Genomic DNA, 21,565 nt, shown 5'->3' on the forward strand with positions numbered 1-21,565 from the left:
GGCCTCTTGCTCTGTTCCGGCGCGCCGTTTTTTCCGCCACCGGCATCCTTTTCTCCCTGTCCGGCTGCAAACCGGCCGGCCGAAAAACCATATTATTTTGCCCGGTGGGCCTTATCAATAGCTTCCCATAAGCCGTTTAAATATGTTGCTCCCAGCGCCCGGTCATATAAACCGTAGCCGGGCATCGCCACTTCATCCCAAATCATCCGGCCATGGTCGGGCCGAATCGGGCCGGTAAAGCCAGTCTCATATAAAGCCCGCATGATTTCATACATATCAAAATCACCGTCACTGGATAAGTGCGCCGCTTCCTCAAAATTGGTCGGGCTGTGGAACTTGAGATTGCGGACATGAGCAAAGTGAATCCGCCCCTTCAGCGCCCGAATCATTTCCGGCAGATTATTTTCTAAATTGGTACCGTAAGAACCGGAGCAGAAAGTAACGCCGTTATGCGGATCATCCACCATTTTCATCAAACGCAGAATATTTTCCTTATTGATAATAATCCGCGGCAGACCAAAGACACTCCAAGCCGGGTCATCGGGATGAATTGCCATTTTGATATCATATTCATTGCACACCGGCATAATCCGCTCTAGGAAATACTGAAGATTGGTAAACAACTTTTCATCATCTACCTCTTTGTACATAGCAAACAATTCTTTAACTCTGGCCATGCGCTCCGGCTCCCAACCCGGCATAATCGTGCCGTTGGTATCGCCGGCAATCGAAGCGAACATTTTTTCCGGGTCAAGTGCATCCACCGCGGCCTGCGTGTAAGCCAGCACCGTCGAGCCGTCCGGCCGCACTCTGGCTAACTCCGTTCTCGTCCAGTCAAAGACCGGCATGAAATTATAGCAGACCAAATGAATATCCTCCTGCCCCAAATGACGGAGCGTTTCAATATAGTTATCAATATATTGATCCCGATCGGCACTTCCAATCTTAATCGCGTCGTGCACATTGACACTCTCAATGCCCGCGATATGCATCCCAGCCGCCGCTACTTCTTCCTTCAGCGCCCGAATCCGTTCCCGGCTCCAGACCTCGCCCGGTGTTGTATCGTATAAAGTCGTAATCACACCAGTTACCCCCGGAATCTGGCGGATTTGTTTGAGTGTAACTGTGTCAAATTTGCTCCCGTACCATCTCAGCGTCATTTCCATACTGCTGTTCCTCTCTTTCCCGGCGTTTCCCGCCGCTGGCTTCTACTTGTTGTGCAGCAAAGTTAGCAGATATTTAGCTTAATACCACCGGAAAGCTCGCTTTCATGGAAAGCAGCAAGCATAAATATCCATTTGTTTAAGGCTCACACTTATAATCCATTGACATTTCAGCGAATTACAAATGACTTACCGAAACTGCTGCTGTTTATTAAAATCAGGAATCCTGCATAGCGGAATTCCATTTTCCTACTGCTTTCAGTATATCGCTTTCCTTGAAAAAAACCATTGATTATATTGTGATTCACATTGCAAAAGTTGCGGTTTTATGATATTGTTGTTACATTAAGAAAATCACTTGTAATTCGCCGAAAATCAAGAGATTACTGATCAGGTGTTTGCGGCTTTTGTTTGGCCGGCGGTGGGCAAAAGGCAAACGGCAGGAAAAAGCTGCGTTAAAAAGATTGGCCCGGTAACAGAAATCACCGGCCGGCAGAAAGGAGTCGTATGAAAAAGAAATTACAGACTGTTTTCAGTCCACGGCAGTATATGATCTCTCAGGACTTTGAAATTTTTTATTACAGCGATAAAGACGTTAAAAGCGTACCGGGACACCGTCATGATTATTATGAGTTTTATTTTTTCCTGGGCGGGGAAATCCTGATGGATATCGACGGCCGTTCTTTTTCTCCTTATTCCGGCGATATGATTCTGATTCCGCCGGGAATCCCGCATCATGTCAGGATTTTAAACTCCGACCTTTTTTATCAGCGCTTTATCTTTTGGATCAGCCGCGAATATTATCAGCAGCTGATTCAGCTTTCGCCGGATTACGGCTATCTCGCCCGTCAGGCCGAACAAACCGGCAAATATTTATACCATTTTGATATCTTCAGTTTTTACGCAATCCAGTCCCGACTTTTTCAGCTGATTGAAGAGCGAACCTCGGATCGCTTTGGCAAGGCCACCAAACTCACTCTAACGGTGTGTGATCTGCTCCTTTTTTTGAACCGGAGTGTATACGAAGCGGAAGCCCTGCCCCGACCCAAGTCAGAAAACAATTTGTATCAAAACCTTTTAACCTATATTCAGGAACATTTAGAAGATGATCTTTCCCTGGAACGGCTGTCCAAAATATTTTTTGTCAGCAAATATCATATTTCCCATATTTTTAAGCAAAATCTCGGCATTTCTCTGCATCAGTATATCCTAAAAAAACGCCTCGCCATGTCGCGCGATGCCATTTTAGGGCGCTGCGAAATCAGCGAGGCCGCTCTGCTCTATGGTTTTAAGGATTATTCCAGTTTTTACAAGGCTTTTTGCAAAGAATACGGCCTGTCGCCCAAAGAATACCGGCAGCAATATGTCGGCTGCCCGCAGGCTTCACCGGGAAAAGATTAAGGCTGCTGCGGAAAAAGGGAATCTCTCCGGCCTAAAACCTCATCTAAAATCTCTGCAAAATCACTTTCCGTATATTTCGCACCAATCAGCCGCTCTTTCAACCGCGCTAACGGCAAAACGTCTACACTGTCGGTAAAGATTTCCGCTCCGGTAATCGTATTTTCCCGGACGGTCAGGTTTAGCTGCACCAGCTCCCCCTGCCGTTTATATTCCAGTAAAATATTGCCGCTGGCATTCTTATTATAAATCCACTCCGGCGCCGCCAGCCGCGCCGCGTCTGCTTCCAGTTCCGCTTTTTGTTCTATTTTTAAACATTCCGGCTGGCCATACTCCTCCGCAAAACTGCTGACAATCGCCGCCGCCAGGGCTTCGCTTTGCAGCTTAGGACTGCATTCCCGCAAATTGACAACCCGGCTTCTGACCGAAGCAATCGCCTTGCCTTCAAACTTTAAAAAACTGGGCGTTAAACTGCGCTCCATCCGCGCGATATCAACGTCAACCATCAAAGTACCGTGAAAAAGAATCTTGTCATCTTCTTCCAGCCAAGCCGTGCCGCCAAATTTCCGGCCGCCGACCGTCAAATCATTCCGACCGCTCAAATCAGCCGTTAAGCCAAACCGATTCACGGCATTTAATATAATATTCAGCCATTTTTCCACTGCCTTATGCTCCAGCCTGGAAATAAAGCTGTAATTTAAGTTGCCTCTGTCCTGATACACGCAGCCGCCGCCGGTCAACCGCCGAACCGGATAAATCCCTTCTTTCTTCAAAAAGTTATTATCCCACTCCAGCAGCACATTCTGATGGCAGCCGGCAATTACGCAGGGATCATTGACCCATAAATATAAAAGAATTTCGTCCTGGCGGCAATGGTCAAACAGATATTTCTCCAAAGCAATATTGTAATAAGGAAGATATCCGGTATTTTCAATCAAAGCATATCTCATTGATGCAGCGCTCCGATCGACAGCCCCATCGCCGCCTCATGCAGTGCTTCTCCGGTAGTCGGGTGCGGAAAAATCATGGATGACAGTTCCTGCTCCCTCATTTTTTCCTTGACTGCCAAAGTCAATGTATTGATCATAACGGAAGCATCCGGGCCTATGATCACACCGCCGACAATCCGGCCGCTCTCTTTTTCCTTGATCAATTTAACAAAGCCTTCGGTTTCGCCTTTCACCAAAGCCTTGCCGTTAGCGGCAAAATCGAAACGGGAAACCATATGTTTATCCGGATCCGCCTGCGACAGACCGACCGCTGCAATTTCCGGACGGGTAAAAATCACTGCCGGAACCGCATCATAGGCCATAATATGATTTTTGCCTAATATATGATCAACCGCCGCTATCGCCTGATGGCTGGCTACATGCGCTAACTGCATGATATTAGTTACATCGCCGATGGCATAAATATGGCTGACCGCCGTCCGCAAACACTGATCGGTTTTAACTGCGCCTTTCACCACTTCCACACCGGTCTTGTCCAAACCCAGCCCCTCCGTATTCGGCACCCGGCCAACTGCCGCCAAGACTTTCTCGCTGACGGTATAATGCAGCTCGCCATCCTTACGGTAAGCCACTATCGCCATATTATTTTCGGCCTTTTTAATGCTTTCCACCTTGGCGGCCGTACTAAACCGGATTCCCTTTCGGCCGGCAATTTCCCGAAGCAGCCGGGAGGCTTCCGGGTCAATGCCGGATAAAATACTGTCCATAAATTCTATGACATGAACCTCCACCCCAAAGCTACGGAAAATAAAAGCAAACTCCATGCCGATGACTCCGCCGCCAATGATGGTCACAGACTGCGGCAGTTTTTTTAGTGCCAGTGCTTCCCGGCTGGTCATCACGCAGTCAAGATCAATCCCTTCAATCGGCAGCACTGCCTGCCTCGCCCCCGTTGCTATGATTATCTGTTGACAAGTCAACAAATAATTTTCCTGCCCATAAACCGCCACTGTCCGGTCATCCCGAAACTCCGCCCGGCCGGTCAAAACCTCAACCCCACGGCTGTTCAGCAAAGACACAATCCCATTTTTCAAATCAGCCACAATCCGGTCTTTTCTGTCGGCTATCTGCTTAAAATCATAAGCGACATGGTCGGCCGATAAGCCAAATTCCGATAAATGGTGAAGCCGGTCATAAAGCTCGGCTGATTCAATAAAACTTTTTGTCGGAATACAGCCTTCGTTTAAGCAAGTCCCGCCTAAATCGGCCTGCTCCGCCAAAACCACTTTTGTCCCCTGCATGGCCGCGTAAATTGCCGCTACATAACCGCCCGGTCCGCCGCCGATAATCAATAATTCTGCGTCCTTAGCAATCCATTGCTTATTTTCGACTGCCGGCGCATCGGCCGCCGGCGCTTCTGCTTCCGCCTCTATCTCCACCAAGGTCTGACCGGTCGTCACAACATCTCCGACCGCGACCTTGATCGCCGCCACAATGCCTGACCAGCCGCTTTTTATCGTCCGCTTGCCTTTGGCCGTTTCAATCGTCAGCAAAACCTGATCTTTTTCGACCTTATCCTGAAGTTTTACCTCAATGCTGCCGACCAGATTCGGCTTATTGCCGGCCACCGCCATCATTTTTATCTCATACATTTTATTCCTTCCTATTCTGTCAAGCCTTCCTCAGACATTTATGGTTTATCTTTTCTCCGCCTAAAGTTTTGCTTTCCGCTATAACAGGCGGCTAACCCTACTTTTTGAGAGTACGAATCTCCCGCAAACCGCCATTCCCGGCTGCCGCTTTCTAAACCGACATATGAAAATAGGAAAGCCAATGACTTTCCTATCTTATTATCCGGTTACGGCACCGCCTTAATATCTTTTTACTCCGCTTTTAACCAGCTTAACGCCATTCGCCAGACAATCGCCAACCGGACAGGTCTTTTCGATAAACTCGGCAAACTGCTCCGTTTTTTCCTGCGATTCCTGGGTTTTAAAGTTCATGGTAAAACGAATCTCCTGAAAACCGTTTCTTACATCAGCCAGCCCCATAAAGCCATCCGGATCCAAATCGCCCTCCAGCTCAACATGAAACTCTTCAAAGGTAAAATCATTGGCCTGAGCAAAGGCACTTGCCACAATTGTCTGACAAGCTCCCAAGGCGCACAAAACCGCTTCCACCGGATTCATGGCCGCATTGGTACCGCCCAACTCTTCCGGTTCATCCATCAGGATTTTAAATCCTCTTGACTCTGTTTCTACCTGCAAACCTGCTGGTAATTTTTTCGCTGTTGCCTTAAAAGTTGTAAGCATGATATTTCCTCCTTTTTTATCATTTATTTGTCTGTTTATATTTTAGTATAGTTTGAATCAAAAGTCAATTGATTGATTTTTTCTTAAATTTACAGTAAAAAAGTCGAAAATCGCTTGTCCGCCTTTTTCATGCCCATTTTATTTTCCCGGCAAAAGCTCATAAAAGTTTTTCAATTCCAGCGGTCTGTAAAAATAATAGCCCTGAATCAAGTCACAGCCCGAAGCCTTGATAACAGAAAACTCCTCCTCCGTTTCCACTCCCTCGGCACAGACTTTTTTGCCAAACCTATGGCAGGCATAAACGATACTGGCAATAAAATTGATATTGTCATCCGAAGCGGCCATTTCATTAATCAGGCTCCGGTCAAGCTTAACAACTGCCGCCGGATATTTGATTAAAAAGGCAAGCGAAGCATAGCCGTCGCCAAAGTCATCAATCGCCACCCTGATACCGAGCTCCCGGCAATTTTCCACAAACTGGCGAACCTTAGCCGGCGCTTCATCATAATGCGTTTCTGTCATCTCCAGTACCAGATGCTTTCCGGAAAAATTATATTTTTTCAGAGTTTCTTCCACAAACGGCAAAAAGCCGGGATCCATAATCTGATAGTAGCTGGCATTGACTGCCAAATAAAAATCCGGCAAATATGTCAAGACCCGGTTACAGGTACGAACCGCCTGTTCCAGCACCCATTGACCGACCTTTAAAATCAAGCGGCTGTTTTCCAGCATCGGCACAAAAATGCTCGGCGAAACGTCTTTGCCTTCATAGCTCCAGCGCAGCAGCACCTCACCGGAAATAACCTTCATATCCTGCGTGGAAACCACCGGCTGAATCGCAATCCGAAAGTTTTTAAATCCGTCCAGCACATTTTTGTTCAGCTCCATCATCATTTGCGCCTTGGCTTTTTTGAAATACACGTCCTCGCGCGAATATGTCAGGTATTCTTTTTCCGGTGTATTCTTAGCCTGTGTCAAAAGCGCCATCATATTGACCAGAATATCCTGCGGCAGATTCTCCTCACCGTTTTCGGAAATCACCGCAAAAGAGCAGGGCGCCTGAACCATGATATTACTCCCGTAATAAACTTCACTGACAGCTTCCCTGATCTGCCGAACCAATTCTTCCGGTGAATCCGGACAGCCCGGCAAAACAATCGCCAAAAAGCGCATTCCGTCCAGCCGATAAAACATCAGCCGATTATCAAAACTCTTTGCTAAGCTTTTGGCCGCTTTGCCTAAAAAAAGATTGGCGGCATGACGGCCCCGCAGCTCATTGATCTCCGAAAAATTATTTAAAGTAAAACCGATAGTGATCAGCTTTTCCTTCTGTTCCTGTAATTCCCTGATTTTTTGCAGCGCTGCATACTCCTTAGGAAAATTAGTCATGCTGTCAACTGTAAAATCTTTCTTCTGGTGAGCGATTCCACCGGCGAAAAACAAGGGCTTTGTCCTATCCTGATTCCATTTGATCAAACCGTGACAGTGAACCCATATATCATCGCCCTTCTTGTCCCTGATTCGATAATACAAATCATGAACGTCTTTTTCCCCCCGCAGAATCTGGGCAATATCCTCCCGAAAGATTTCGGCATCCTTCGGGTCGGTAATCCGGCTGCCCCAAACACTGACTAAATCAGACACGATATTGCTTGAAAGCCCGAAAACATCCCGCATTTCATCGGAAACGTAAAATAAATTAGACTGCAAATCGCCGATGTACGGGTAATACTCCGACAATGACAGCGCTTTAAAAAAGAGAAGCGGATCAAAATAATTATTATGCAGATATTGAGCCAGCTCTTCGCTTCCGTCCCGATTTATCTTCTCCGGCAAAGAATTGTAAACCACCGGCTGCCGCCGGTCTCTGGACTGCCCGGTAACCGGATTGATTTGGTGGTAATGCAGCGCTTTATCGGCATACATCTGCTGTTCGGCTTTAGCCAGCAATGACCGCAGATCGGCCGGAGCCTCTGCCTCCCACACGCTGCCGGTCGCCAGATGATTTTCATTGTTAAAAATAAACGCCTGCAATTTGGAAACTGCTTCTTTAAAATCCTTCTCCCGGCTGCCGACGCAAATGACCGCAAATTCATCGCCGCCGACCCGGTAAATCGGAGCGGTCGGAAATGTTTCTTTCAGGACTTTATACCAAAAGCAGATCATTTGGTCTCCCTGCTGGTATCCGCTGTCGGCATTGACCTGCTTTAAGCCGGAAATATCGCTGTATAAAAGACCGACGGACGCATTGCCCGGAAAATCATCTAAAAAATCACGGTAGGCCTGCCGATTATACGCTCCTGTCAGCTGATCGTGATCGCTGACATACTCCAATTGGTCATTTAAGCTCCGCCGTTCCAACTCAAAAGAAGCAAAATAGCTGATTTTTGATAAAAACAGCATAATTTTGTCAATCCTGTCTAAATCGGGAGCATCCACCCCGATAAAACCAACCAGTTCTCCCTTAATCCGCACCGGCGCGGCCGCCAAAGAATCAATATCCTCCGATTTTAAGGTAGCATAAAGCTGAGGATAGTCGGCTTTGATATCCTCGGTATTTTTGATAACCACCGTTTGATTCTGCTCAAACAATTCCAACCACCCGCTGATCATATCCAGAGATTCGTTCTGAAGCAGCATTTTTTTGGTGGCAGTTCCCGGCGCACACCATTCATAAGTATTGCTGAAGGTATGATTCTCACTCTTTTCAAAAATATAGGCTCGCCGGGCAAAACATTTTTCACCTAAAAATGCCAGCAAATCTGCGATTGCTTCATTCGGGTCATTGATTGCCGCCATTCGCTTCAAACATTCGGTCAGCCCTTTTTCTCCATAATATTCATCCGTTTTATCCCAGGTTCCGTCCATCCCTTTTCCTTCCGTTTCTATTGCAATGGTTCTGTTGCCTTGATATAACGCCCATCCTCCTCTATTACCTTATCTCCTGCAATCAATCCGCCTAAACAGCCATAAACTCTATTTTGTGCTTCTTCACCCAGCATATTATAGCCGTGGAACTTAAACACTTCCCGGCAGAGATTTTTAAAGTCCAAACTAATCTGCTCCGACAAAATCTCCAAAATGGTAGCCGCAATTTCATCATCGCAGACATAAGGAAACTTACGCCGGTCCGTCCGGCAGCGCCGGGGAGAAATCCCGGCTTCATATTGCTCCCGGCTTCGCCAGTATGTATTTTGCTCATCATCCAGCAAATAAAACGCTCCGGTCTGTGCCGCTGCCTGTTTTAAGACCTCCGTCAGCTTTGCGCCTAACTGACTAATTCCCCAGACACTTAAAATCCGCCGGAATAAATCATCCTCCACGATCGGCGCCTCCCACTCGATGATATCGCTCATCAGCCGAACCATCAGCCCAGTCGCCGCACCGGTGTAAAACGCTTCTTTGGGGTACTGCTCCGGCGCCAGCGGATAAGCTTCATAATAAATCTGTTCCTTGACCGGTGCCGGTTCATATTCAATCGCAAAGCTTTCCTTGGAAAATGCCGCTGCATCTGCTTTAACCGGTGCAGCTGAAACGCTTGGCTCCGCTTCTGCTGCGGCCGCTTTTTCCTGTTCTTTCTCTGCTGCAATCTCCGCCAGCCGCCCCAGAATCATTTCCAGCACTGCCGCTTTATTTTTAAACCAGTCCAAAGTCCAAACCGGAATCACTTTCCACTTCAGCCGCCCCAGCATGGTCGGCTGCACAATCGTTCGGTCTCTGACCGTCGGCGTTTCATAATACTGATAGCCATCCAGTACAATCGCCGCCATAAACTCCTGCGGCCGGTCTTTATCAACCACGCCGATATCAATCCGGTAATTGGAATGGCCAACCTGTTTGACCACCGAAAATCCGGCGCTTTCCAGTTCCGCCGCAATCGTATCAATCAGCTCATCTTTTTTCAGACGAACCGTCTGCACATCGACTGTCAGCGTATTCTTATTGCGGGCAAACTCCAAAAAGCGCTTTAGGCCCGCTACCCCCAGCGAATCTGTCCGGGACAGGTCAATTTGCTCGGGCTTTAACACCGCATAGACAATCATTTCCTCCCGTGAACGGGAAACCACAACATTCAGCCGCTTCCAGCCTTCGCTTTGATTGAGCGGCCCAAAGTTCATCGTGACTTTGCCCTTTTGATCCGGCCCGTAGCCAACGGAAAACAGGATCACATCCCGCTCGTCGCCCTGAACATTCTCCAGATTCTTCACAAAAATTTCCTCTCCGGAAGCCCCGGCGTATTCCTCTAATTCCGGATGCGCCGCAAACAGCTCATCCAGTTTAACCTGAATCAGCTTTTGTTGCACCGAGCTAAAGGTAACAACGCCCAGCGACTGCCGCCGGAGCCGTTCATCCAAAAGCCGCCGCCGGATTTCGGCAATCACCGCTTCCGCTTCGGCTTCATTCTGCTTGGTACCGCTCCGGTCATAAAAACCTTCCACCTGTACTAAGCTGACCTTAGACTCCAAATCATTGTAGGACGGAAAAGTGTACAGCTTATTTTCATAATACTGCGAATTGGAAAACGCAATCAGGCTTTCATGCTTGGAGCGATAATGCCACTTTAAGTGCAGCTCCGGGAAAAGAATGGCCTGACATTCATCCAAAACACTGTCCTGATCGGCTTCTTCAAACTCGATGTCTTCCTCGTCAAAATTGCCTTTGAAGAAAGAGGTCGGCGGCAGCTGATTGGGGTCGCCCACCACGATCAGCTGACTGCCCCGGGCAATCGCCCCCACCGCTTCGTGGGTATTGACCTGCGATGCCTCATCAAAGATGACCAAATCAAACTTGGGGAACGACGGGTCAATATACTGGGCAATGGAAATCGGGCTCATCAGCATACAGGGCGCAAGCCGGCGCAAAACATTCGGCGTCATATCAAAGAGCCGGCGAAGCGACAGGCCGCGGCCGCTGTTTTTAATTGCTTTTTTCAGTACACCCAGTTCCGAACCGGCGTTAATATCGCCAAAAGGCTGCGGAATATTGGCAGTCAGCTTTTCAATCAACTCCAGCCGGGTCATTTCCGTTACCAGTTTTAATTCCTGCCGGTACTCAGCCAGCAAATATTCAAAATTATGATGATTAAAGGCCGTCAGCTCCTTTTCCCGCTCCAGCGCCTCAATCACACCGTAATACATAAGTGAGCGCAGAGCCGCCGCTTTCAGTTCCTCCGGCCGGATTTTACCGTTTTCCGTTTTTTGGCTGAAAATGCCCGCACCCAGCCTCTCAATCTCTGTCCGTATCCGTACATAAGCTAACCATTGATCCAGTCGGGTATAAGCCGCCAAAGCGGCTTCCGCCTCCTGTTTGGCTCCGACCAGGTCAAAGTTTTCCGCCAGAAAACTGCCCTGCGCCAGTTCCTCCAGCCGCCGCTGCTTTTCGGCGATTTCGGCTGCCAAAGCCGATAACCCGGAGGCTGCCGGCTTTTTATCTTCCTTATAAAAAAGCCAGCCCTGTTTTTGTACGCTCTCCAGCCATGCCGACAAGTTTAAAGTCCGGTCACCCCGGTACAGCCGCCTTAAGGCTTCCGTTATCCGGCGCGCCGCTGCCGCTGCTGCTTCAATCTGCTCCCAGTCCGTTTCTTCTACCCGCCATAAACCGGCAAAGCGTTCGGCCTGCGGAGTCATAAAGGAACTGATTTTTGCCGTCAGTTCGGCATATTCCGATAAAAGCGCCAGTTTCCCCTCTATTTCCGCTTGATTTAAAGCTTCTGCCGACGTCCGGTACAGCATCAAACTTTTCTTAATCTTATTTTGTTCCAGCCATTTGCCTAAAAACCATTTCTGTCCGGCTTGTTTCCAAGCCAGCAAAAGCCCGGCAGCGTCCAACTGCAAAACTGCCGGCTGAAACTCAGCCAATATCACCTGCCGCAGCTCTCTCTGCCTTTTGCCCCAAGCAATCGTTTCCGCTGTCCGGTCGTCTGCTTCCGGCTGATTCCAGTTTAAAATATCCGGCCACAGCAAAACTTCCGCCGCTGTCATATCGGCAATCAAAGCAATAAAGCCGCTGACCGTTAAAAAATCGTTCTTATCCGCTAAAATATCGTCCAGTCCGCCTTTTTGCTCCGTCAACTGCTGTAAATCCGGAACCAGACTCATCAAAATCGTCCGCAGTTCTTCTCTTTCCTTAAAACTCAAGGCAAAGTTCTGAATAAAGCGGAGCGGATTAACCGGCACGGGCTCCACCTCCGCAAACAGTGGTAAATAGCGCTCTATCGCCTGTTTGATCTGCTGCACCTGCTCCTTTGTTAAGCCGGCGGCCAGCTCCCCAATCGGATAGGTTTCGCCTGCTCCCTGTGCTTCATAAAGGGCAATCATTTCATAAATGCTGTATCCATTTTGACCGGTCCGGTGCAGGGCTTCTGTCGTGGCTGCAATCGTATCGCGAAGCTTTGACAGGCTTTCCCTCTTTTGCCGGATTTCCTTAATTTCACCATTTTTCTGCCTGTCCAATATCCGGCCCAGCTTGGCTAAAACTTCGCCTTTTTTGGCTTTATTGGAATGAAGCTCCAAAGCAAAGTCACCCAGTCCGATTTTTTCCAGCCGGGACTGAACCACATTTAAGGCTGCCATTTTCTCGGCCACGAACAACACAGATTTATTATTATACAGCGCCGAAGCAATAATATTGGTAATTGTCTGTGATTTTCCGGTACCGGGCGGCCCATGCAGCACAAAGCTGCTCCCGCCCGCTGCTGAATAAACCGCCACTAACTGCGATGAATCGGCGTCCATCAGGACGGCATTATTAAAAAATAAATCGGTTTGGTCAATTTCCTTGCCGTCAATCAGCGGCGGCGTGACAAAGTTCATTTTGCCCTGCATCAGGCTCCCGACAATCGGGTTTTCCATCAGTTCCTCGCTTCGGCTGTGAATATCGTTCCACATCACAAACTGATTAAAGGAAAAAAGTGCAATATAGCTGGCGTCAATCACATCCCAGCCCTTTTTATTTAAAATTCCTGTCCGGATCGTATTTAAAATCTTTTTGACATCCACGCCATGCTCGTCCATCGGCAGCGGAACTAATCCAGGAAATTCCAGGTTTAAATCCATCCGCAGTTTCTCCAAAAGCGTGGTATTAACCTGCACTTCTTCATCGCGGTAACGAATGACATAACCCTTGGCGGACGATTTGCGAATCATTTCAATCGGATACAGCAAAATCGGCGCATAGCGCGCTTGCTTGGACAAATCGGTTTCAAACCACTGCAAAAAGCCCATAGCTACAAATAGGGTATTGGCGCCGTTCTCTTCCAATTCTGTCCGGGCTGTATAATACAGAGCCTTGATAGCAAAATCAAGGTCATCCTCACCGAGCAGCGTTACCAGCCGCCGGCTTTTCATTTCCGCATTCATGTATTCGCGGTATTCGTCTTTTAAGCTGCGGGTATAGGAATATTCCTTGTCCTTGCGCCTTTCCGCCTCTATTTCCGCCGGGCACGGCATCAATGAAAACTCCTGCCCGCTGGACAGATTGTCTTCCAGCAGGTTCAGATCGCCCTCCAAAATTGAAATGCTGCGCCGAGTTGGTCTAAAATTCAACAAATTATTACGCAGTGTCAGATTCAGCAGCTTCGATTCCCAAACTTTCAGCTTGGAACGCTTCCGGCTGGTAATCACTTCAATATCACCACCGGCTTCCAGCGCCTCAGGCTGTGCGGCCAATATGCCGGCTTCTCCCGCCTGACCCACTGCCGCTGTTTCCAGGGCCTCGGCTGCAGGCAATAATTCCATTCTCTGCGGCAGCGGCCTTACCCCCAAAGAGCGAGCCTTAGCCACATCCAAAAGATATTCAAACTCCTGTTCTTTGAGTAACTCTTCTTCCGCCTTAACCGCCGCGTCCTCATAACTAACTGGCTGCGGGCTGGTAAGCAAAGTCGTTTCCACCAGTTCAATCCTTTGGATTCCTTTCGCCAGCCGCTTCGTCAAAGCAGCAATATCATCGTCAACACTGCCGGGAAAGGTTTGATCTTCCAGCCAGCAGCCGGCAAAGGCATGCTCTCTGAATAAAATAATCAACGGATTTAAGCCAATATATTCCAGACAGGCGGCAAACAGCACCGCCAATTCAATACAGTTGCCCAATTTGCCGGTCAGCACTTCATCGGCCAGCCGAATCCGCTGCCCAAGCTGCTCAAAAGCAGGCGGCGCGCTGATATAGTTGATTCCCTCCGCCTGCAGCGCCAGATAAACGGCTTTCATCTGCGCCCGAACATCATTTTTATCCTGCGTTTGATAGCCGGTCAGCGCCAGATTCCAATTTTTTAAAATTTCCCCGGCCCGGCGAACAACTCCGGCAATCAGCGGGTGATTCGGGGTAACAAAAGAAGCAATCAAAGTCGGATGATAATTACTGCCCAACCACTGATCATAGGCTAAGATCTGAACGGCACAGCTTTCCTGATACAGCAGTTCTTCCCCGCTTTTTACTACAACTTGAAAGGCCGTGTTATAGCCCTCAGTCATAGCCGCAAACTCTTTGCCGAAAAGCTTAACCACCAGATTCAGCTTCAGGCTTTGCCCCGGCTCTAAGCGGATCCCGGTCTGCCGCCACTGCTCACCGACCGGCTGCTCCCAAAAAATATGTACTTCCACCTGCTCCAGCGCTTCTTCTCCGTCATTTTGCAAAAGAATAGACCGGATCACCGGCACCTTATTCAAATAGGTGACGTAACTCAGTATTTTATTGTACTCAATGACTGCTTTCATTTTTGCTCCCTTTGACTGCCGCGCTCATTTTTCTTTATCAACAGGCCTTGTGCCTGACATAGATAAACAAGGTCATAAACATAATAAATAAGTGCTGTTGATACGCACCGAAAAGCGAAATAAAACACACAAGATTATAATACAATTAAAAAGAAAATTTTCAAGATTTTTTGATGTTTTTTTATTTTTGGTAAAGTGAAAAAGTAATTTCCACTTAGAAGTGGGAGAAGTGGAAATTACTTTTTCACTTTACCGCCCGAAAATGCGGAATAACGGGACATCAAATTTTACTCGCTAATTTTTAAAAATCGTGATATACTTATCCTGATATCGGGGGAGATGGTGTATCCGCCCGGAAACGAAAAGCCTTTCGACAGGGCGCTCGCTCTCTGAGCGGGAGAGGGACAAAAAAGACTGTGGCCGCTCAACCGGGCAGAAAACGGAGTTTTCAATTAGGGGAAATGGAGTTAGTAAACGCAGGCGGATGTGTTTTTAAGCGAAAAAGACTTGAAGCGGAAAAAGATTGCTTGGCGGAGGAACGTTATGAAAATAAATTATCAGGCGGAAATGGATAAGCTCCTGCTGCGGCTGGAGCAGGAGGGGAAGGTGCCGAGCCTTCTGCTGCATAGCTGCTGCGGGCCGTGCAGTTCGTATGTGCTGGAATATTTATCGGAATATTTTGCCATTACCGTGTTTTATTATAATCCCAATATTTATCCTGAACAGGAATACTGGTTTCGGGTCGATGAGCAGGATCGACTGATTAAAAAGTTATCGCTTCGCTATCCGATTCATCTGGTTTCCGGGCAGTATGAGTCGGAACGGTTTTATGCGGCAGTGCGGGGCTTGAAGCAGGAGCGGGAAGGAGGCGACCGCTGTCAGGCCTGTTACCGGCTGCGCCTTACGGAGGCGGCGATTTTAGCAAAAGAGAATAATTTTGACTTTTTTACGACAACGCTGACCATCAGCCCGCATAAGAACTCGCAGCAGCTAAACGAAATCGGTGCGGAAATTGCAGCCAAGTATGGGGCTGTTTACCTGCCGTCGGACTTTAAAAAACGGGGCGGCTATCAGCGGTCGGTTGAACTGTCCAAGCAGTTTGATATGTACCGTCAGGACTATTGCGGCTGCGTTTTTTCTATGAAGGAAATGGAGAGCAAGAGAAACGGCAAAGATGTTTCGGCGTAAGAGGAGCAGTTATAAAAGCAAATTCCGGTTGCCGCTGAAAAATTGAAAAACTGTAAAAAAAATGATTGACATTTCTTCCCGGATGTTTTATAATTATTTTTGTTGTTCGCAGAGTATCTGCAGTCGTGGCGGAATTGGTATACGCGTTAGACTAAGGATCTAATGGATATTATTTCCTTGGGGGTTCGAGTCCCCCCGACTGCATCTGATGATACAATATAAATTACGCAGCTGTGGCGGAATGGCAGACGCGCTAGATTCAGGATCTAGTGGTTGCAAAACCATAGGGGTTCAAGTCCCCTCAGCTGTATTGAAAAAGGACATACTTCCAAAGGGGGTATGTCCTTTTTCAATGAATGCGAAGAAAAGGGGACTTGAACGGAGGCGGCCAGGGAGTGCCGGCGGCACTCTCTGGCCTAACCCAGATCTTCTCCATTCGAGGAAATCACCCGTTGATACCAATAAAAAGATTTCTTGCGCGAACGTTTCAATGTCCCGTTCCCTTTATCATCCATATCAACATAAATCATTCCATATCGCTTGGTCATTTCTCCGGTTCCAGCCGATACAATGTCGACACATCCCCAGGGGGTATAGCCCATTACCGGTATATGGTCAATTTCTATCGCCTTTTTAATGGCCTGGATATGGCCGCGCAGATACTCAAGCCGGTAGTCATCTTCAATGCTTCCGTCTGGGAGAACGGTATCTTGCGCGCCTATCCCATTTTCTACAATAAACAATGGCTTTTGATAGCGATCGTACAGTTCATTGAGCACAAAGCGCAGTCCAGCCGGATCAATCGGCCAACCCCAGGCCGTTGTTTTCAGATAAGGATTGGGAGCGCCTTGCTGTCCGCCGGTGGTCGTTATATTCGGAGAAAAGCGATCAAAGACCGTGGTCCGATAATATGAAAACGCCAAGAAATCGGAAGGATACTGTTTCAGTATCTCCATATCTCCCCGCACCGTTTGCAGGGTAAATTCATATTCCTTAAAAATCGATGGCGCATAGTTAGGGTACTCGCCGCGAAATAGTACGTCAGAAAACAACAGCGCCTTCCGGCGAAATGCATATGCCCCGAACACATCGTCCGGATGACAAGTCTCAGGATAAATACCGGACAACGCCAGCATCGCCCCCATTTGAAAATCCGAGTTGATTTCCCGCGCCGCCTTATTGGCAAGCGCTGAGGCAATCATCAGATGATGCAGGGCTTGGAACTTGAGAGCAGCGTCTTTTTTAGGCGTTTCTCCCTGATTGAAAGATTTTTCATCCCAGCGATTATTTGACGCCAGGCCCAAGGTCCAATATCCGCCCAAGACATTGACTTCATTGACCGTGACCCAGTATTTTACTTTGTCTTTGTACCGAGTAAAGACGGTCCGCGCATATCGCAAATAAAAATCAATCAGCCGGCGGTTCGTCCAACCGCCATATTGGGTCGCCAGGTGTACCGGCAGATCAAAATGAAGGATGGTAACTAACGGTTCAATACCATGTGCGCGAAGCTCATCAAAAACTTGATCATAAAATGCAAGTCCCGCTTCATTTGGCTGTTCATCATCGCCATTGGGAAAAATACGTGTCCAAGAAATAGAAAGGCGAAGAACCTTAAAGCCCATCTCCGCAAAAAGCGCAATGTCCTCTTTATAGTGATGATAAAAATCCGTTGCAACATGGCTGGGATAGTAATACCCTTCCTTTATAATTCCTTCTGCCCCTACCGGAATGCATTCGCCCAGGCCGATGCTGCCTTCACGTCCATCTAAAAGACGATAGAAAATCTTACGCGGGTCGTCCTGACTGCCGTCTGTAATCAAATCGGCAACCGCCAAACCTTTTCCGTCTTCTGCGTATCCGCCTTCGTATTGATTTGCGGCTGTAGCGCCGCCCCAAAGGAAATTTTGAGGAAAGCTCATATTTTTTCTCCTTATTCACTTATTTTTTGATCTTCTTTTTTAACCATCCGATTCGACAGTAGAACAAACGGGATATAGGTCAGTGTGCCAATGATTAAAATCAAAAGCTGAACGATTGCTCCATGCCAGCCGTAGGAAATTGTCGCGTTGATAAACAGTGGCAAACCAAACGGCGCGTCCACAATGCTGCATGGGATAAAGCCGATTTTAATCGCCAATAAGCCAATCGTTGCCGCAATGCCGGAATTTAAGATAAAAGGAATGGCAAATACAGGATTAAGAACCAGCGGAAGACCAAATACCATTGGTTCGCCGATGCCGCAAACGCCGGGAAGCAGGGAAAGCTTGGCGATTGTGCGATAATCTTCACGTTTGGAAAACATCAGAATCGCAAAGATTAAACTTAAAGTCAGGCCGGCGCCGCCAACCACAACAAAAACCGTCCAGAAGCCGCGCGTTAGAGGCTGCGTCGCCTGCAAGCCCGCCTGGACAGCAGCGATATTTTCAGCCAGTCCCGCCGCGGAAATCGGACTGCGAATCGGCTCGACTACCAAACCGCCATGAATCCCCAAAAACCAGAATAACTGACAAGCTATCGCCATAATAATGACACCCGCTGTACTTTGCACGGCGGCGGAAATCGGAGCTTGAACGATGGCGTAGATAAATTCGTTAATATAAGAACCGGTCGCCAAGTGAAAAAGCGTACCAAATACCGAACTAAACACAATAATCAAAAATACCGGAATCAAAATGTTAAAGGAATTGGTGATACCGGCCGGCACGGAATCGGGCATTTTAAGCTTAATTTTTTCAATACTGGTCAGCCAGTGAAACAAATTGGTGATCAGCACCGCCACCAGCATGCCAACGAACAATCCCTGCGCTCCTAAAACGCCGCTGCTTAGGCCGTTAGTCTTACCGGTTGCTTCCTGAATCGTCACCATGATAGTATTGGGAACCATCGCAAAATAGCAGATCACCGCCAACACCCCTGTAATAAACGGCGATATTTGCTTGGCCTTAGCCAGATTCATGGCAATCAGCAAAATAATGGGGATAGTCATGCAGGATACCGCCGCAAAATTCATTGCCGTAAATGCCGGCATCAGATTGTTTAGTGCCGGCATCCATTTGGCCAGGCCGGTAGTCGGACTCGCGATCAGCGCGTTTAAAAGCGAAGCGAATGAGCCCGCGATAATGAATGGAACATAATCCGTGAACGCGTCTTTGATACTGCGCAGATAAACGTTGCTGTCTACAAAATCAGCAATGTTCATCAGCGTATCCTCAAATTTATTAGTTTTTACCATAATTCCCTCACTTTCTCCCGAACAGATCCTCGGCCTGCTTCAACACGGCGGCCCCATCGCAGCGGCCATAAGATGGTCCGTCAATAATATCCACCACCGCTTGATCGCCCACCAATTTTGTTACACGGCGCAGGATGTGACGAACCTGAGGCCCTAACAGCAAAACATCAAAATTACCCTGTTCATTTTGAATTTCGCCCTGCTCCACCGCCCAAATTTTATAATCTTTCCCCTGTTCCTTTGCCGCATCCTGCATTTTAGCAACCACCAGACTGGTAGACATACCAGCGTTACACGCCAACATAATTCTCATTTCCCATTTCCTCCTTTCAGTTCGTTTACCGTCTCTTGCAATTCCTTCACTAAACGGTAAAGATTAATAAATTCCTGCGCGTTGTCTTGCGCCATTGTCGCCATCGTTAAATGATCCTGGGCATGAACCAAAATGATATTCAGCTCAACGGACTGCCCTTTTGCTTCGCCTTGAATCATATCTGATTGAGCCTGATGCGCTTGATGAAATTCTTTTGCAGCTTCCTTGAGATTTTTTTCCGCCTCTTCAAAGTCAAATTCTCGCGCGGCCTCTACCGCCATCAGGGCTAAAGATTTGGCGTTGCCGGCGTTTATAATCAAGTTAAACGCTTTTTCATATTTTGTTTCGTCCATACTATTCCATCCTTTCCTTTTCCACAGTTTCAAGACATTCTACCAGAGCTTGGTACGTTCGTTTTTGAATTAATCGGCTAATCCGCTGCTCATCCAGCAATAACCGGGCCGTAGTCGAGTAGAATTCCTGTAGTTGCTTATTTTTTTGCCGTGATACCGATACCAGAAAAATCGCCTGTACCTCACGCGCTTCATCCCACTGAATAGGCTCTTTTAAAATCGCCACGCTTACAAAGGTATCATCCGTCATTACCTGATAGGGATGCGGCATGGCCACACGATTTCCCATGCAAGTATGCGCCATTTTCTCACGCTTTAATATGGCTTCATAAAAATCTTGCGGCAAGGAATAAAACTGTCCTATTCGCTGGACTAATTTAGACAAAGCTTCTTCTTTTGTCGCCGCGCTCAACTCTGAGAAAAATAGTTGTTCCGGATAATACCTTAAGACTTCCTCCAGGTTTCCTTTTAGAAAACCACGGATTACACCATTTCTTTTCCCGTCCAGAAATTGCCTGACCTCACAAATTGGGACAGGAACGTGTTCCTGAATGGGTACAGTGGTAAACACATAATCTATTTTTGAAAAATCCTGGCGCTTGATATTTCGTTGGTCGCACACCGTGATTTTATCGATCCAGTTTCCAAATTGTTCCTGTATCTTATAGGCCATTAACCGGGCTGTGCCCGCTCCTGAGGCACAGACCAGCAATATATTTTTTTTCTTAACATCCGAGCGTTTTCGTTCCAGCGAAAGTTGAATCGGTAAGGCAAGATAGGCGATTTCGTCGGAGTCCAAAACACAGCCGTAACGTCTTTCCAATACGGCGCTTGCCTGTACCGCGATTATATAAGCGAGACTATAACGATGTTGGATTTCCTTTAACAGCGGGTTTTTAAGCTTCATACCATATTTTATCCGAATCGTCAGCGGCACCAGATGAGTGCTGAGAAACAAAATTAATTCCAGATCATCCCGGAAATCTATCTGAAAAATCTGATCAATCTCCTCCAGCATTTCAATCACTGTTTCCTGGATGTCGCTGCCAATTACAAAATTTTTATTTGTTTGCTTACTGGCCAGATGGATGGCTAAATAGCGAATTTCTGATTCCGGGTAGGGTACATTTGTTAATTGAGTGATACATTGCGCGCATTTTCGCGCCAAAACATAGTTTTCTCCGGCAGACCATTTTTCATTTTCAGCCGGCGGCAGCTGAATATACTGCCCCGCGCGGATGCGCTGGATGGCAACTGCAATATGAGTTACTAAGCTGTTTAAACCTACATCTGTAATATGATAATTTTCTTGTTCCAGAAGTTCTACGAGAGCTTGCGCAACGCGGTACTCTTGCGATTTTTTATCCTGTGCGGCGCCAAGCGCGCCTTGACTTTGCTGCTGCCGGCAGTATGACAAGCATTGCCGCTTCCGAAACTCATCTCCCATTAATCGTATTCCATAATGAGGTTTGCGTTCCAGTACAAGGTTAAAACGCTGAAAGACATCTTCCGCTTGCTTCAGATCTAAAGTTAAAGTTTTCCGGCTGATATAGAGTTTTTCGCATAATACGTCGGCTTTGGTGTAACGCTCATCTTTTAAAAAATACTCAATTAAAAACCGGACACGGCTATCGGCGTCCTCAAAAGTATTTTTGGCCGGCTCCAGAAACAGCGTCTGAAATTGGTTGATATCCTTGACCAATAAAAGATATCCCTTCCCTCGTTCCAGAGAAATCTTGGCGCCATGCATTTCAAGCTGCTCATTTAACTCGCGCAGCAGGCCGCGCAATGTTTTCGTACTCAAATTCAGCTTCTGCGAAAGTACATGGATCGTTTGGTATTCGTCTTGCGACAGCAGACTCAAAAGCCTTGTCAGCCACTTACTCAGCATTTGACCTTCTCCTTTCAAGGCACAAAGTTTTGCGGTTTCTTTATGGTTTTA

General features: G+C 47.5%; 13 protein-coding genes and 2 tRNA genes. 4 read left to right on the forward strand and 11 right to left on the reverse strand.

The genetic code is table 11. The features are described from left to right. Positions 1-92: 92 nt before the first annotated feature. Positions 93-1,166, reverse strand: a complete 1,074-nt coding sequence (uxuA, locus tag C3V36_12930; protein ID AVM70068.1) for a mannonate dehydratase — start codon at positions 1,164-1,166, stop codon at positions 93-95. Positions 1,167-1,670: 504 nt separating this feature from the next. Between uxuA and C3V36_12935 the strand changes: the two genes are divergently transcribed. Then, positions 1,671-2,564 carry an AraC family transcriptional regulator gene (locus C3V36_12935; GenBank protein AVM70069.1) on the forward strand — a complete coding sequence of 298 codons (894 nt, stop codon included), beginning with the start codon at positions 1,671-1,673 and terminating at the stop codon, positions 2,562-2,564. Here the strand turns inward: C3V36_12935 and C3V36_12940 are convergent. From C3V36_12940 to C3V36_12960, 5 genes are all read right to left on the reverse strand, one after another. After that, the gene (locus tag C3V36_12940) at positions 2,561-3,511 is read right to left on the reverse strand and encodes a hypothetical protein (protein ID AVM70070.1); all 951 of its coding nucleotides are present in this window, start codon (positions 3,509-3,511) and stop codon (positions 2,561-2,563) included. The genes C3V36_12935 and C3V36_12940 overlap by 4 nt on opposite strands. After that, positions 3,508-5,163, reverse strand: coding sequence for a dihydrolipoyl dehydrogenase (gene lpdA, locus C3V36_12945; protein ID AVM70071.1), 1,656 nt, complete (start codon positions 5,161-5,163; stop codon positions 3,508-3,510). The genes C3V36_12940 and lpdA overlap by 4 nt, the downstream gene beginning before the upstream one ends. A 219-nt stretch (positions 5,164-5,382) precedes the next feature. After that, positions 5,383-5,823, reverse strand: coding sequence for a peroxiredoxin (locus tag C3V36_12950; GenBank protein AVM70072.1), 441 nt, complete (start codon positions 5,821-5,823; stop codon positions 5,383-5,385). A 138-nt stretch (positions 5,824-5,961) separates the two neighbouring features. Beyond that, positions 5,962-8,691 carry a hypothetical protein gene (locus C3V36_12955; GenBank protein AVM70073.1) on the reverse strand — a complete coding sequence of 910 codons (2,730 nt, stop codon included), beginning with the start codon at positions 8,689-8,691 and terminating at the stop codon, positions 5,962-5,964. A 17-nt stretch (positions 8,692-8,708) separates the two neighbouring features. Next, positions 8,709-14,534 carry a hypothetical protein gene (locus tag C3V36_12960; GenBank protein ID AVM70074.1) on the reverse strand — a complete coding sequence of 1,942 codons (5,826 nt, stop codon included), beginning with the start codon at positions 14,532-14,534 and terminating at the stop codon, positions 8,709-8,711. A 543-nt stretch (positions 14,535-15,077) separates the two neighbouring features. Here C3V36_12960 and C3V36_12965 point away from each other — a divergent pair. From C3V36_12965 to C3V36_12975, 3 genes are all read left to right on the forward strand, one after another. Continuing rightward, a complete protein-coding gene (locus C3V36_12965; GenBank protein AVM70075.1) occupies positions 15,078-15,722 on the forward strand; it encodes a hypothetical protein in 645 nt (214 codons plus the stop codon). Between the two features lie 119 nt (positions 15,723-15,841). Then, a tRNA-Leu gene (locus C3V36_12970) sits at positions 15,842-15,926 on the forward strand. A gap of 23 nt (positions 15,927-15,949) precedes the next feature. Then, a tRNA-Leu gene (locus C3V36_12975) sits at positions 15,950-16,032 on the forward strand. A 106-nt stretch (positions 16,033-16,138) separates the two neighbouring features. Here C3V36_12975 and C3V36_12980 read toward each other — a convergent pair. Genes C3V36_12980 through C3V36_13000 form a run of 5 tightly spaced genes read right to left on the reverse strand, consistent with a single transcriptional unit; the run spans position 16,139 to position 21,514 of the window. Continuing rightward, positions 16,139-17,644: a 6-phospho-beta-glucosidase gene (locus tag C3V36_12980; protein ID AVM70076.1), complete on the reverse strand. Its 1,506-nt coding sequence runs from the start codon at positions 17,642-17,644 to the stop codon at positions 16,139-16,141. Between the two features lie 11 nt (positions 17,645-17,655). Beyond that, entirely contained in the window at positions 17,656-18,960 is a 1,305-nt protein-coding gene (locus C3V36_12985; protein AVM70077.1) for a PTS sugar transporter subunit IIC, read from the reverse strand. Between the two features lie 4 nt (positions 18,961-18,964). Next, positions 18,965-19,270 carry a PTS sugar transporter subunit IIB gene (locus C3V36_12990; protein AVM70078.1) on the reverse strand — a complete coding sequence of 102 codons (306 nt, stop codon included), beginning with the start codon at positions 19,268-19,270 and terminating at the stop codon, positions 18,965-18,967. Continuing rightward, a complete protein-coding gene (celC, locus tag C3V36_12995; protein ID AVM70079.1) occupies positions 19,267-19,623 on the reverse strand; it encodes a PTS cellobiose transporter subunit IIA in 357 nt (118 codons plus the stop codon). The genes C3V36_12990 and celC overlap by 4 nt, the downstream gene beginning before the upstream one ends. Position 19,624: 1 nt before the next feature. Then, positions 19,625-21,514, reverse strand: coding sequence for a hypothetical protein (locus tag C3V36_13000; GenBank protein ID AVM70080.1), 1,890 nt, complete (start codon positions 21,512-21,514; stop codon positions 19,625-19,627). Between the last annotated feature and the right edge of the window lie 51 nt (positions 21,515-21,565).

This window comes from Lachnospiraceae bacterium oral taxon 500, from assembly GCA_002999035.1.
In the GTDB taxonomy this organism is placed as follows: domain Bacteria; phylum Bacillota; class Clostridia; order Lachnospirales; family Vallitaleaceae; genus W11650.

Coding starts and splice junctions, on each gene's coding strand:
- uxuA (AVM70068.1), bottom strand. CDS start 1,166: ATGGAAATGACGCTGAGATGGTACGGGAGCAAATTTGACACAGTTACA.
- C3V36_13000 (AVM70080.1), bottom strand. CDS start 21,514: ATGCTGAGTAAGTGGCTGACAAGGCTTTTGAGTCTGCTGTCGCAAGAC.
- C3V36_12990 (AVM70078.1), bottom strand. CDS start 19,270: ATGAGAATTATGTTGGCGTGTAACGCTGGTATGTCTACCAGTCTGGTG.
- C3V36_12935 (AVM70069.1), top strand. CDS start 1,671: ATGAAAAAGAAATTACAGACTGTTTTCAGTCCACGGCAGTATATGATC.
- C3V36_12955 (AVM70073.1), bottom strand. CDS start 8,691: ATGGACGGAACCTGGGATAAAACGGATGAATATTATGGAGAAAAAGGG.
- C3V36_12960 (AVM70074.1), bottom strand. CDS start 14,534: ATGAAAGCAGTCATTGAGTACAATAAAATACTGAGTTACGTCACCTAT.
- C3V36_12950 (AVM70072.1), bottom strand. CDS start 5,823: ATGCTTACAACTTTTAAGGCAACAGCGAAAAAATTACCAGCAGGTTTG.
- lpdA (AVM70071.1), bottom strand. CDS start 5,163: ATGTATGAGATAAAAATGATGGCGGTGGCCGGCAATAAGCCGAATCTG.
- C3V36_12980 (AVM70076.1), bottom strand. CDS start 17,644: ATGAGCTTTCCTCAAAATTTCCTTTGGGGCGGCGCTACAGCCGCAAAT.
- C3V36_12940 (AVM70070.1), bottom strand. CDS start 3,511: ATGAGATATGCTTTGATTGAAAATACCGGATATCTTCCTTATTACAAT.
- celC (AVM70079.1), bottom strand. CDS start 19,623: ATGGACGAAACAAAATATGAAAAAGCGTTTAACTTGATTATAAACGCC.
- C3V36_12965 (AVM70075.1), top strand. CDS start 15,078: ATGAAAATAAATTATCAGGCGGAAATGGATAAGCTCCTGCTGCGGCTG.